At 44.6% G+C, this 12,756-nt stretch carries 12 protein-coding genes; 9 read left to right on the top strand and 3 right to left on the bottom strand.

From position 1 onward, the window contains the following. Positions 1-9 precede the first annotated feature (9 nt). From NCCP133_RS05975 to NCCP133_RS05950, 6 genes are all read left to right on the top strand, one after another. A complete protein-coding gene (locus tag NCCP133_RS05975) occupies positions 10-279 on the top strand; it encodes a DNA-directed RNA polymerase subunit beta (protein ID WP_264804028.1) in 270 nt (89 codons plus the stop codon). Between the two features lie 214 nt (positions 280-493). Continuing rightward, positions 494-922 carry a 3-hydroxyacyl-ACP dehydratase FabZ gene (gene fabZ / locus NCCP133_RS05970; protein ID WP_264804027.1) on the top strand — a complete coding sequence of 143 codons (429 nt, stop codon included), beginning with the start codon at positions 494-496 and terminating at the stop codon, positions 920-922. 140 nt (positions 923-1,062) lie between these two features. Continuing rightward, entirely contained in the window at positions 1,063-1,353 is a 291-nt protein-coding gene (locus NCCP133_RS05965; protein ID WP_264804026.1) for a hypothetical protein, read from the top strand. Continuing rightward, on the top strand, positions 1,350-1,652 hold the full coding sequence (locus NCCP133_RS05960) for a hypothetical protein (RefSeq protein ID WP_264804025.1): 303 nt from the start codon (positions 1,350-1,352) through the stop codon (positions 1,650-1,652). Before NCCP133_RS05965 ends, NCCP133_RS05960 begins: the two co-directional genes overlap by 4 nt. Positions 1,653-1,889: 237 nt before the next feature. Next, on the top strand, positions 1,890-2,291 hold the full coding sequence (locus NCCP133_RS05955) for a hypothetical protein (RefSeq protein ID WP_264804024.1): 402 nt from the start codon (positions 1,890-1,892) through the stop codon (positions 2,289-2,291). Continuing rightward, positions 2,291-2,464 (top strand): hypothetical protein, encoded by a 174-nt coding sequence (locus NCCP133_RS05950; RefSeq protein WP_264804023.1) that lies wholly within the window; start codon positions 2,291-2,293, stop codon positions 2,462-2,464. The genes NCCP133_RS05955 and NCCP133_RS05950 overlap by 1 nt, the downstream gene beginning before the upstream one ends. Before the next feature lie 47 nt (positions 2,465-2,511). Here the strand turns inward: NCCP133_RS05950 and NCCP133_RS05945 are convergent, their stop codons facing one another. Continuing rightward, a complete protein-coding gene (locus NCCP133_RS05945) occupies positions 2,512-2,967 on the bottom strand; it encodes a YwpF-like family protein (protein ID WP_264804022.1) in 456 nt (151 codons plus the stop codon). A gap of 284 nt (positions 2,968-3,251) precedes the next feature. Between NCCP133_RS05945 and ssb the strand changes: the two genes are divergently transcribed. The 3 genes from ssb (at position 3,252) to NCCP133_RS05930 (ending at position 7,886) form a co-directional block, all read left to right on the top strand. Further along, the gene (gene ssb, locus NCCP133_RS05940; protein ID WP_264804021.1) at positions 3,252-3,620 is read left to right on the top strand and encodes a single-stranded DNA-binding protein; all 369 of its coding nucleotides are present in this window, start codon (positions 3,252-3,254) and stop codon (positions 3,618-3,620) included. A 5-nt stretch (positions 3,621-3,625) separates the two neighbouring features. Continuing rightward, positions 3,626-3,817: a hypothetical protein gene (locus tag NCCP133_RS05935; protein WP_264804220.1), complete on the top strand. Its 192-nt coding sequence runs from the start codon at positions 3,626-3,628 to the stop codon at positions 3,815-3,817. Between the two features lie 241 nt (positions 3,818-4,058). Beyond that, positions 4,059-7,886, top strand: coding sequence for a S8 family serine peptidase (locus tag NCCP133_RS05930; RefSeq protein WP_264804020.1), 3,828 nt, complete (start codon positions 4,059-4,061; stop codon positions 7,884-7,886). 392 nt (positions 7,887-8,278) lie between these two features. Here NCCP133_RS05930 and NCCP133_RS05925 read toward each other — a convergent pair whose 3' ends face one another. Beyond that, positions 8,279-11,098: a DEAD/DEAH box helicase gene (locus NCCP133_RS05925; RefSeq protein WP_264804019.1), complete on the bottom strand. Its 2,820-nt coding sequence runs from the start codon at positions 11,096-11,098 to the stop codon at positions 8,279-8,281. Continuing rightward, on the bottom strand, positions 11,091-12,713 hold the full coding sequence (locus NCCP133_RS05920; RefSeq protein WP_264804018.1) for an SWIM zinc finger family protein: 1,623 nt from the start codon (positions 12,711-12,713) through the stop codon (positions 11,091-11,093). Before NCCP133_RS05920 ends, NCCP133_RS05925 begins: the two co-directional genes overlap by 8 nt. Positions 12,714-12,756 lie beyond the last annotated feature (43 nt).

The following is a 12,756-nucleotide window of genomic DNA, read 5'->3' as shown; positions in this document are numbered from 1 at the left end:
GGAAATAAAATGTCTGTAAACAACAGTAATCAAGAAGCAGTCAAGACGCGCGAACAACAGAAAAAAGACCGCAGCAAAGAAGAAGCGCCGCTTAAAGGGCGGATTCGCATTCGCCTTATTCCGATCTGGCTTCGGGTTATTATTGTAGCACTTTTCATTTTCTTGAGCGTTATCGCCGGAGCAGCCGTCGGATATGGTGTATTGGGCAACGGGGAAGTAAAGGATATATTTACGAAATCCACGTGGATGCATATGGTGGATTTAATTGAGAAGGAATAACGATAGAGAAGGAGGGCTTGGTTCCTTCTTTTTTTAATATACCAGAATTTATATCCTCTTGAACTTAGATACCTGTTAGCGCAAGGCGCCTTGCGCTTTTCTTATTGGAACAAATAAGGCATTTTGCCCTAATCCGCTTTTTTTAGTAAAATAAGCGTAAGCTATTATTAGTATCAGGTGCTAATTAATACATACCTTAAGGGAGCGAGTTTTAGTGAAATTAAACGTTGAAGAAATCAAAGAGATAATCCCGCACCGTTATCCGTTTTTGTTTGTGGATTCCATTGAGGAATTGGAGCCAGGGAAGAGAGCGGTTGGAAAGAAAAATGTAAGTGCCAATGAAGAAGTTTTTAATGGCCACTTTCCGAATTACAATGTATTTCCCGGGTGCTTGACGCTGGAGGCTTGTGCGCAGACAGGTGCTGTTGCATTGCTGTCTCTGGATGAATACAAAGGAAAGCTTGCATTCTTCGCAGGTGTTGAAAAATGCCGCTGGAAGCGCCAAGTGCGTCCTGGGGATACCCTGATCATGGAAGTCGAATTGCTTTCTGTCAGAAGAGGAATCGGCAAAGGGAAAGCAGTTGCCAAAGTGGATGATGAAGTGGCAATGGAGGCAGAAATTTTATTTGCGATTGAGCGATAGAGGACCGGATTATGATTCACAATTCCCTTCAGCAAAACGTAAGGTTCAGGAAATGGCCGAAATTTATAGGATGGGATCAAGGTGTTCCCGCTGACGTTTAAGCAGCCCATAATCATGCGGGCTGTTTAAGGGAGTTGCTGGTGATTTTGATTTCTGCATATGAGGTCTGTGCTGACGTTCAATTACGTAACGTGTGGCTTTTAGATGAAGATGGGTTTGCGGACGAAGAGGCTATAAAAGGGTATCAGCTCTATTCATGCGAAGATCTTGTCTTGTTAGAATCAGTAAAATCCCGTACATGGCGTACGGGATTTTTTTTGCAGGAAAAGAAACGAAATAATATGCAAGTTGTTGCGGATTTTGGGAAATATAAAGGAAGACCAGTGAAGGAGGTCAACAAATACATCTTAGGAAAGGAGCTTTTACGATGAATAAAAAGCTTTTAAAACTTATCGGAGGATCAGTTCTTTCAGCTATGCTATTAGCAGGCTGTGCGACAGATGACCAGGAGCCGCCGCCGGAAGACGATACAATCATGGAAGAAGACGGCAATATGAATGGTGAGAATGGCGAAAACGGCGACGTGACAAACGAGCTGAATGAGAACGGCAATGACAATGACATCAACACGGATGATGACGGTGATATGATGGAAGATAACAACGAGCCGGGCGAAGATGCTGTAGAAGACAACCTTGATATGCAGGATGAAAACAACAAAGATCAATAATAACGAAGAAAAAGGACGGGGCCGCCTGTCCTTTTTTATAATATCAGAATATATCCTTTTGAACTTAGAGAACGGTCTAGCGCAAGGCGTCTTGCGCTTTTCTTATATGGCATTTTACATAGTGAACAATAAAAATTTTGTCAATTATCGTCTATTTATGGTAATGTTTTTATGTTATGATTAATCTTAAACAGGATTATAGAGGTATCAATAAATTTGGGGGGTACTTTTACAAGGATGGCATTTAAAGATCTTACACAAGGCATAAAAATAAGTATTTCTCGTTCCATAACTACTTCTTTTGAAAATTATATGAGCAGAATTGATTGGCAAGAAGACAAATTTAACCTGCATCATTTTATCAATGAATGGCGCGAATACATTAATAATCATTCATCTTGGTACAGTAAAGTGAATGAAGAGACTAAAACGGACGCTGCTTTTCATGAAGAGCTGGCTGCCAAGATAAATGAAATTATAAATAAAATCCTGTCAGAAGAGCCTATAAAGGAACAGCTGGAAGAGATTGAACAGCTCCAAAAACAGCTAGGTGAAGAGTATGATTACTCTTGCAAGATGGAAGCAAAGTACGTGATAGAGAAGCTTAAAGCTGAAATTAAAAAAAAACAGAGCTCTTAATGCCAGCTGAAGAAGCCGAATTAAAACTGGCTTCTATACTTTATTATCAAGCTTTTCAGGAAAAACTTCCGGTTCGGAATTACAGGAAACAGGATATTGAATATATTATCCAGCAATTAAATATAAAGCTTATAGAAGGTAAAGAAGCATTTGAAAGTTCGATCCTGCATTAATGCCCGGAAAATTTAAATAGATTTATTTGAATAAATAACTCCCGTCCTTATTGAACGGGAGTTTCTTTATCTGTTTTTTTAGATGAGGCAAGGCGCGGTTTGCTTTGCATTTTGACTTTGAATTCATCCAGGAGATTGTCCCCTTTCAAGCCTTTGCCGAGCAAGTCCTGAAGCAGCAATTCTGCATAATCGTTCTTTGTTCTTTTTAATGAGCCTTCGAACAGGATGCTGATATGATCTTCCAGCTCATTGATAGAGGTAATTTTCGTCTGGAAAGCGGCTGGATCATTTTCTCTCTTAGTGATGACCACCCGAATCGTCAGCTCGTCATCCTTGTCAGCACGTTTCTGAAAATATTCAAAATATGACTTATTAACGTAGGCCTCAAGAAGCCAGTTGCTTTTTTCGTCTTCTTTATTGATGATCAGCCCATCATCCAATTCAATATCCACCAGACCGTCTTCTTCGACTAACTGCAGAGAAACAAGTTTAAATGTCTTCATTTTTTACCTCCATCTCGTTATTTGTGCGCGAAAGATTTCCGATAAATGTATATAAAAATTATAACACAGGCTCAGCTGAAAGCGAATTGGGCGATTTGTCGAATTTTCTTTTTAGAGAAGGCGGAAATTGAATTTTCGAAGGCTTTTTCCGAAGAAAGTGGGGGAAAATTCAATTTTTGGGGATGTTTTTGTTGAAAAAATGCGAATAAAATCTAATTTTAGCATTTTTACATATAGCGGTAATAGGCAGTATGATGGGTTCATCAAAGAAAGGAGTTGATAACATGATCAATCAAGTTACACTCGTTGGCAGGCTGACTAGGGATCCGGAGGTGAAACGAACACAGGAAGGCACGCCTGTTACAAATGTAACTTTGGCTGTTAATCGCCAATACCGCAACCAAAAGGGTGAAATTGAAGCTGATTTTGTCTCATGCACGCTATGGAAAAAGACAGCCGAAAACACTGCCCAATATTGCCGAAAGGGATCGCTGATTGGAATAACCGGCAGAATCCAAACAAGGCATTATGATAACCAGGAAAACAAGCGGGTCTATGTGACCGAAGTGGTAGCGGAAATGGTCCGTTTCCTGGAACCGCGAAGGGCTGAAGAAGTTCCAGTGGCAGTCATAAAGGAGGAGCTGCCATTTTGAACAGCGTGTCGGACAGAGAGAAAACACTTGAATCACTGCTTGAAAGCCTAATTAAAATGCTGGGCAGGTCAAATCAGCGGGTGGACGACCTAAGCAAGCGCGTCATACAGCTTGAATTCTTCATCCGGGAAAATGTAATGGCGAACGGGTACCCTCAAGAACCTTCCGCGCAACGCCGCTTCACTGCAATCAATTAAATTTCCTGCAAAATATTTTCCCGCAAATACTCCTTCCTTATAGAGAATCAATAATATCCTCGATCCTTCCTCATCATTGAACCCGGTACTTGTGTGCCGGGGATTTTTTTATTCAAGAAATGGTTCTTTTTAACTGGTATAGAAGTTTTCTTAACAGGTCTTTTGAACCTTATATGAAAATTTTGGAATATGGTACCTTTATAATGAAGGAAAATTCTGAATAGTGCAGAGGAGGTAAGGGATGAGGATAAGAAGAGCAGCAGCGGTCTTATTAATGTTTAGTTTCATGTTTTCGAGTTCTGCAGCGGTGGCAGCAGTACCTGAAAAACAGCAGAATACGAAAGGGGAAGAGAATCGCAAAACCATCCAGGAAATTAAGAAAAGCGAACTGGACAAGCAGTATAAGAACACAGATATTGTCAGGGTCATTGTGGAGATGAAATCTGAGCCAGCGGTCCTTTATGCCCAAAAACAAAAAAAGAGGTATAAGGAGCTGCCAGATGACACAAAGAAGGAACTGAAAAATGAAAAGCTGGCTGAACAGCAGAAAGTAAAGGATCGTGCTAAAAGGAATAAGGTAAAGCTGATTGAGCGCGAAAGCTTTACGACTATAGTAAACGGATTCAGTGCTGAGTTGATGTATGGAGATATCGAGCTTGTAGAAGAAATGCCGGAAGTGGCCGAAGTACAAGTGGTTCATGAATACGAAAGGCCGGAGGAAAAGCCGGATATGCTATACAGCAAGGAGCTGGTTCAAGCACAAGAAGCATGGCGCGATTACGGCTTTAAAGGAGAAGGAATGGTTGTCGGCGTCATTGACACCGGCATGGATCCTTCTCATCGTGACATGATTTTAGCAGCTGAATCAGAAAAGGAATTAACGAATGCAGAAATCTCTAAGTTTAAAAAAGACAATGGCCTTCTTGGAAAATATTATTCTGAAAAAGTACCATATGGCTATAACTACATGGATGAAAATGACACCATCCGCGATATCGGCCCGGATGCTTCGATGCACGGCATGCACGTTGCCGGAACGGTCGGAGCAAATGGAGATGAAGAAAACGGCGGCATTAAAGGGGTAGCCCCTGAAGCCCAGATCCTTGCGCTTAAGGTATTTGGCAATGATCCAAATATGCCTTCTACGTACAGTGATATTTATGTAAAAGCCATTGATGATGCCATTGTTCTGGGCGCAGATGTACTGAATATGAGCCTTGGAGCTACTGCAGGCTTTGTGAGCCCTGAATCTGCTGAGCAAAAAGCAATTGCCAGAGCGGTGGAAAATGGCATCCTGATGTCTATTTCTGCCGGGAACTCAGCGCATTTCGGAAATGGATTTGCAAATCCAAGCAGTGAAAATCCTGATATTGGCGTTTCCGGGTCACCTGGAGTATCTTATGACTCCCTGCAGGTAGCGTCCATTGAAAATACTTTCATGGATCTGGATGCAGCTCAATACCAATTCGGTGAAGAATCCGGAAAAGCAGCTTTTTTATCTGCTGGAAGTGTTCACCCGAACGATATTGAAACAAAGTCTTTTGAAGTAGCCTACGGCGGGCTGGGCAAGCCTGAAGAGCTTTCAGGGGTTGACGGAAAATATGCATTAATCCAGCGCGGTGAACTGGCATTTGTTGATAAAGCCTTAAATGCCCAGGCAGCTGGAGCGGTTGGCGTGATCATTTATAATAATGCGGATGGCTATGTGAACATGGCAAGCGATCCGGCTATTCAAATTCCGCAGCTATTCATGCTGAAAGCGGATGGTGATAAGCTGGCAGCTGCCATTCAGGATGGTTTGACAGTCAATCTTTCTTTTAACGGAGAAAAGACGAAGGCAGCCAATCCTGAGGCAGGTAAGATGAGTGCCTTCACCTCTTGGGGATTAACGCCTAACCTGGATTTTAAGCCTGAAATTACAGCTCCGGGAGGTCAAATTTACTCAACATTGGAAAATAACCAGTACGGGATGATGAGCGGAACATCCATGGCTGCGCCTCACGTTTCGGGCGGTGCGGCACTTGTTCTTGAACGTGTTGACACCGAATTCGGCATAGACGGATTTGATCGTGTCAATACTGCGAAGAATTTGATGATGAATACGGCAGTGCCGGTCATCGATAAAGGGATGATAAATGAGGCATTTGGCTGGAATATTCCTTATTCTCCCCGCCGCCAGGGTTCTGGCATCATGCACCTTCATTCGGCATTATCCTCTCCGGTCATCGTGACGGAAGCATCAGGGAATGAAGGGAAAGTGGCATTAAAAGAAGTGGGAGATACCTTCACTTTTACGTTAAAAGCGCAGAACTTTAGTGATGAAGATGTGGCTTATGATGCGGCAGTCAATGTGCAGACTGATTTTGCTGCCTATGGAGAACTGGGCTGGGCTGCAGATGGGCTTGAAGCACAGAAGATTCTAGATGCTTCTGTAAAGGTTGAAGGCCAGGATTCAGCAGAGGTAACCGTTCCTGCGAATGGTTCTGTAAGCTTTAAAGTAAGTGTGGATGTCAGCAAGGCTAAAGTGGTAGATCCTTCATTGACTGGCGATTTTGAAACACCTGTAGACATCAGCGAGGTGTTCCCGAATGGATACTTTGTTGAGGGATATGTAACATTGACAGATTCATCTGATGTGAATCCTCAATTAACAGTACCGTATGTCGGATTTAATGGAGAATGGGACAGTGCACCGATTCTTGACGGCATGAAATATGACGAAAGCTCCTTCTACGGAATGGCAGGAGCTGTTTCAGAAACAGCTGGAGGCTATTCTTACTTAGGATATGATCCGGTAAATGATGCATTCAGCGGAGACGCGATTGCGATTTCTCCAAATGGAGACAATGTTCAGGACCAATTGATCCCGGTTCTATCCTTCTTGCGAAATGCGAAACAAGCAGAATTCTCCATCACAGACGAGGATGGAAAAATTTTAAGAAAGCTTCGCACGGAAAACAGCCTCCGCAAGCATTATTACGATGGGGGCCGCGGTGCGAATTATACGCTTAACCCGAATTGGGGCTGGGATGGAAAAATCAGCAGCCAGCTTGCTCAAGATGGACCATATTATTTTGAGATTAAGTCTATCATTGATTTTGCAGGGGCGGACTGGCAATCAGTGAAAATTCCTGTAAAAGTGGATACAGCTGCGCCAAGCGTTCAGGCAGAACTTACGGAGGGCAGCACGGCATTAAAGCTGGAAGCTGCTGATAACCCTAGTGGTTCCGGCATTTCGTATATTGATATTTTTGTAGATGAAGAGTCTATTCTCGCAGAAGCGCTAAGCGGGGATACAGAAGAATTTGCGCTTCCGGAAGAACTGGAAGCAGGTACAAATGTTAAAGTGATTGCCTATGACTTTGCCGGAAACTCTTCAGAGGCAACTGTGGAAGTGGGCGAAGAAAGCCCAGATAAGATAGTGCCAGCCGTTTATCTCGAGCAGCCCGAAGCACTTGAAATCTATAATACAAACGAACTAACCGTAAATGGATCCATTAAAGAGGCGTCTGGATTAAAAGAGTTCACGATTGCCGGAACTCCTGTTGACACCACCTTCAATGGAGAGAAAGGCCAATATGAGTTTGAAACGACTATGACTTTTGAAGATGGCGTTCATCGTTTGGAAGTGAAAGCAGTGGATCATGCGAATAATGCCACTTCCTTCAAGCGCACGATCATTGTAGATGCGACAGGGCCGACTGTAGAAATCGGCGGGCTGCCTTCAAGCAAGTATATTAAGCACAATCAGAAAGACCCTGTCATTGATATCACTGTGACGGATAACTTTGACGAGATCCGATTCTATCAGGATGGCAGCGAGCTATTCTATCAGGAGTTTCAAGAGCCATATGAAATGAGAGGCATCGAGAAAGAGTTCAAAAAGATTAACCTCGCTTTGAAAGAAGGCTTAAATGTCTTTACATTCGAAGCAGAGGACCTTGCCGGCAATAAAACGGCCAAGACAGTTGAGCTTTACAAGCTGAAAAAAGGAGAAAAACCTCCGAAAAATGAAGAAACTCCTGATGAGCCATCTAAACCAGGAAAAGGAAAAAAAGATAAAAAATAAGTCTGTTCATAAGAAACCCGGGTTCCTGAAAAGGAAACCGGGTTTTTCATGATCTTATTGTTTCGCATTCTTTGCTTTAAGAGTTGTAAATGTACATCAGCCGGCCTATTAAGGGTGCATCTTCCAGATAAATCGGCCGGAATTTGAATTTGTCGGATTGCTTTTCCAGATAAATCGGCCGGAATTTGAATTTGTCGGGTTGTTTTTCGAGATAAATTGGCCAGAATTTAATTTTGTCGGTTGCTTTTCCAGTTATATCGGCCAGAATCTGATTTTATCGGTCACTTTTCCAATATATCGGCCAAAATTTGATTTTATCGGTCACTTTTCCAATATATCGGTCAGATTTTCAATATATCGGTCACTTCGCATAAGATCAAGGTTTCCAGTCTTTATGTCAGATGAACTAAATCCCGCAGTTCATCAGTAGATAGTTCAGTAATCCAATTTTCGCTCGTGATAATCTGGTCGTTCAGCGACTGCTTTTTCTCGAGCATGGCATCGATTTTTTCTTCCAGCGTACCAGTTGCGATCATTTTATGGACGTGGACAAAGCGCTTCTGCCCAATCCGGTAGGCGCGGTCGGTGGCCTGGTTTTCAACTGCTGGGTTCCACCAGCGGTCATAATGGATGACATGATTGGCGGCTGTCAGGTTCAGACCGGTTCCGCCCGCTTTCAATGAGAGAAGAAACACTGGAAATTCGTGATTCTGGAAGCGGGCAATCATTTGATCGCGTTCCTGCTTTGGCACGCTTCCGTTTAAAAATGGCACATCGAAGCCGAATTGCTTTTTGAGCAGGCGGGCGATGATGTTGCCCATTTCGATATACTGGGTAAAAATCAGGCAGCTTTCACCCTGTTCATGAACGGCACCAACCAGTTCGCTTAATTTTTCAAGCTTAACAGAGCGCTCGAGCACATGCTTCGGCTTTTCCTCTTTTAAATAGAGGGCCGGGTGGTTGCACAGCTGCTTCAGCCGGCTCAGCAATTGTAAAATCAAGCCCTTGCGCTCAAATCCGGTCAGCTTTTCAATCTGCGCGAACGTATCCTGGACGAGCTGCTCATAAAGGGAAGCCTGCTCGGCTGTTAATGGGCAGTATTCCTTTTGCTCAAGCTTATCAGGCAGATTCAATGCCACTTCTTCGTCCTTCTTCGTACGGCGGAGCAGGAATGGGCGAATATAAGCCTGCAGCTGCTTGACTTTCTCTTTGTCGTCATCCTTTTCAATCGGCAGCACAAAGCGCTTTTGAAATTGGCCGATGCTGCCGAGGTACCCGTGATTCGTAAAGTCGAAAATGGACCAAAGCTCGGTCAGGCGGTTTTCCATTGGCGTACCAGTTAAAGCGATATGATGCTTGCCCTTTAATTTGCGAACAGCCCGTGATTGCTTCGTCTGGGCATTTTTAATATTCTGGGCTTCATCAATGCTGATGGAGCTCCACTCAATGGTCTCGAAATCGCCCAGATCCAAATGGGTCAGCCCGTAGGATGTCAGGACAATATCAAATTCCATAACTTTCTCATGAAAACTCTCGCCCTTGAGCCGGTTCGGCCCATAATGGAGATACACACTCAAACCGGGTGCAAATCGCTCCATTTCCTTTTGCCAGTTTCCGAGCACAGAAGTTGGGCAGATGATGAGCGACGGGCCGCTTTCTTCCTCTTTTTTTACTGTTAAAAGATAGGAGATCAGCTGAATCGTTTTCCCAAGTCCCATATCGTCGGCGAGTATGGCACCGAAGCCGTATCGGCGCAAAAACAGGAGCCAGCTCATGCCGAGTTTCTGATAGGGACGAAGGTCGCCCTGGAAGGTGGCAGGCACTTCTTCAAGCGGCAGGTTTTTTACATCGCGAAGCTGTTTGACCATCTGCTTCCACTGGCGGTTGAGCTCGATTTGGATGCGGGCAAAGGCCTTTGGGTTGTCGAGTTCATCTTCTGGCTGTTTTTCGTCTGCCATTAATTCCTGCTCAATCAGGTCGCGGACATGCAGGCCTTCTTTTTCGGCTTTCTTCATTAAATCCTGGATATGGCGGACGAAGTGCGGGTCGAGCTTGATCCAGCGGCCCCGTATGTAGACAAGCCGCCTCTTTTCCTCGACCATTCCGCGGAATTCATCCTCGGATAAATCCACTCCGTTCATGCTGAAGCGCCAGTCATAATCAAGCATCGACTGCAGACCGACAAAGGATGGACGATGGCTGCCGGTTCCTTTAACTTTCGCTTTAACCTTCAGGCTGGCGTTTTTCATGGCCTGCCACCAGGATGGGAGCAGGATTTCCACGCCAAGCGCCAGCAGGGTTTCGCTCGCTTCAGTCAGGAATGTCCAGGCTTCATCTTCAGTCAGCCGGGTTGAAATCTGGCCCGTTCTGCCTTCAAGCCATGGAAAAAGCTCAAGCCAGCGCCCTATTTCTTTTTCAATTGCCTCTTCATACTCGTGCCAGGCTTGCGGATCATTCGAATGGTCTTTGTAATCGACAAATACGTCAGGATCATTTTTCCCGCGGAGGAAGATATTCAAATCCCAACTGGCGTCGATGTCAGCTGGCTCTTCAAGCTTCAAGCCAATTGAAAAAGGAGCTTCGTTTGATTTAACCCCAATCCATTCCTGCCAGCTTTCTTCATCAAAATAGGCAGCGAGATCGCGTGGAGAGAGGTGTTCACTCCTTAATGCTTCAAGTTTTTCGCCAAATTGGGCCTTGATCTCGCGGTTTTGGTTCATGTAGCCGTCAAGGGAATGGTGAAATAAATGCCCGATAAAGACCCTGACAGGACTGTCTTCAACGGTTTGCTCCCAAAAGGTTGAGCCGAATTCTGAAACGACACTTTCCGGAAGTGCCCAGCGGAACTCATCGTTTTCCCAGGCGGCAAAGTCCGGCATCCATTCCCGGTCAATGATTGAATCATAAAGGGCATGGGATGCAGCCAGAAGAATCTGGGCGGTATCGTCCCAATCCCAGTCCATCAGCCGGTTAAATTGCTCAGCGGCAAAAAGGGTCACAAGCTGCCAGCCGCTGACGGCGATGCCGTTAATTCCGCCGATATTCTCAACATCGAGCATTGTTCCGAAGAAGCTTTCCCTATGATGGTTAAAAAGAAGCGGCTTCCATTCCTCCAGGGAAAGAAGGCGGCCTTCTTCATTCACAGCAAAAATCAGATACTTGTCATTGTCTATTGGTTTGACTTTCACATGGAGAAATCTCGTTTTAAGCATCGATTAGCTTACCCCTTTTGCATTCTTCCTGAAAAGCGCGGAGACGTTTTGTTTTTTTCAGCAGCATTTCAAGGAAAAGCTGCCAGTCTTCCTGGCGTTTCAGCTTTTTGTAGAGCGTGCGAAGCTTTTTCATTTTCCGGACGGCTTCGCGGTAATGGTCCCTGTTTTTCATAGCAATATGATTCTGGATTGCATGGTGGTAAAGCGGCAGCAGAATCGCCGGCTCCCGTTTGCTGATTTCCTTGATCCGGTCATGGCCAAGCATGTCAATATCAAAGCCGATGAACGCCTGCAAATCGGCCCACTTATTAAATTCGCCTCTTTCAAACAGCAGGTATTCATAATCAGAATAGCTGTACGGCAATGTTTCCATCAGTGCTTTTTCGTATAAGTCCATTTTGCTGTTTTCCAGGCAAAATGGAGAAATCGCCTTGATGGCCATCCGGGTGAAATCCATGCAGGCATAATAATCTTCGGATTGCTTTAGGTAATCCCGCAATTGATGGATAAAGGATTCCACATAAGGAGTCATCCGGTTCCATTCCTTTTGGGCTGAAAAATAGTCGAGCCAGTCGAGCATGTAGGGTGTCATCATTTCGTTTGGCACATTTAAAATACTGAGTGCCCGGTCCTCATTCCGTTCGAGGATGTTGAGGTGGGTATACCCGACTATCAAGGGAAGACTTGGTGTATTGCCCTCTTTGTTTAAGGCTTCGATTTTTTTCATTTCCGCATCACGCCATTCTTTCTTTTTGAAAAAATGCGTCCATAACAGCCGGTATAAATGGGCCCGTTCGTATTCCAGGCTAAAATGTCCGGTGACAAGACCCGTCGAATCCTCTTTTAGCTTTTCAATAAATTGATCGAAAGCGAAGGGAAGGGAATGCACCGATAATTTGTTCATGATTTCAACCGATTCTTCCATCAGCAATTGGTAGAGATGGCGATAATAGCGGTCAATCAATTCTTCGCCATGCCCGTATTTCATGCTGAGCGACATCATTTTTTTAAAGGAAAACACATAACCGACGAGCAGATAGAGCAGCTTCCATTCCTGCTCAACGGGTGCTCCTGCTTTCATGCGGCGCAGGTAAACATGAAATAGTTCAGGAAGCACATAGGGCCGCGGTTCGCCCTGCTTTTCCATTAGCTCCGTAAAGCTTTCGTCAAAGGCTGAAATCCAGCGGTCATAATCCGCTTTCTCGAGCCTTGAGGATTTGAGAAGATCCTTCGCGCGCTGAAGGCCCCAATTTTTAGCCGTCTGCTTTTCCTTGATCGGCTTCCGCCATTCCTCAATCCACATCGAAACACTTCTTGCTTTCGAAAGAAGCTGCAGGAACACGGCAACCTGATGGCGGCAAAAGCCTTCCGCAGGACAGGAACACTCACTTAAATGAATAAATTCAAAATCAAGCTCAACCTTGGCAGGCGTAACATCCTGGACTGCCGCAACAGCCTTATCGCCTTCAAAACGAAGCTGAGACACAAGTCCCTGCCGAAAAAGCATCAGCCCTTTCTGCACAAGCCGCACATCCTCCTCATTCTCAGCCCGCAGTAAACCCTTCAGCTCATTCGCCGCAAACTGCAATGGCTCCAAAAACCGCTCCGGAATCATCCTCATACCCTCCTTGTTGGTACCACCTGTGGTGACAGGCACC

The organism is Cytobacillus sp. NCCP-133 (assembly GCF_026011715.1).
Lineage (GTDB): Bacteria > Bacillota > Bacilli > Bacillales > Cytobacillaceae > Cytobacillus.
This window is presented reverse-complemented; position numbering and strand designations above follow the sequence as displayed.

Coding starts and splice junctions, on each gene's coding strand:
- NCCP133_RS05945 (WP_264804022.1), bottom strand. CDS start 2,967: ATGAAGACATTTAAACTTGTTTCTCTGCAGTTAGTCGAAGAAGACGGT.
- ssb (WP_264804021.1), top strand. CDS start 3,252: ATGATCAATCAAGTTACACTCGTTGGCAGGCTGACTAGGGATCCGGAG.
- NCCP133_RS05960 (WP_264804025.1), top strand. CDS start 1,350: ATGAATAAAAAGCTTTTAAAACTTATCGGAGGATCAGTTCTTTCAGCT.
- NCCP133_RS05975 (WP_264804028.1), top strand. CDS start 10: ATGTCTGTAAACAACAGTAATCAAGAAGCAGTCAAGACGCGCGAACAA.
- NCCP133_RS05930 (WP_264804020.1), top strand. CDS start 4,059: ATGAGGATAAGAAGAGCAGCAGCGGTCTTATTAATGTTTAGTTTCATG.
- NCCP133_RS05925 (WP_264804019.1), bottom strand. CDS start 11,098: ATGCTTAAAACGAGATTTCTCCATGTGAAAGTCAAACCAATAGACAAT.
- NCCP133_RS05920 (WP_264804018.1), bottom strand. CDS start 12,713: ATGATTCCGGAGCGGTTTTTGGAGCCATTGCAGTTTGCGGCGAATGAG.
- NCCP133_RS05950 (WP_264804023.1), top strand. CDS start 2,291: ATGCCAGCTGAAGAAGCCGAATTAAAACTGGCTTCTATACTTTATTAT.
- NCCP133_RS05955 (WP_264804024.1), top strand. CDS start 1,890: ATGGCATTTAAAGATCTTACACAAGGCATAAAAATAAGTATTTCTCGT.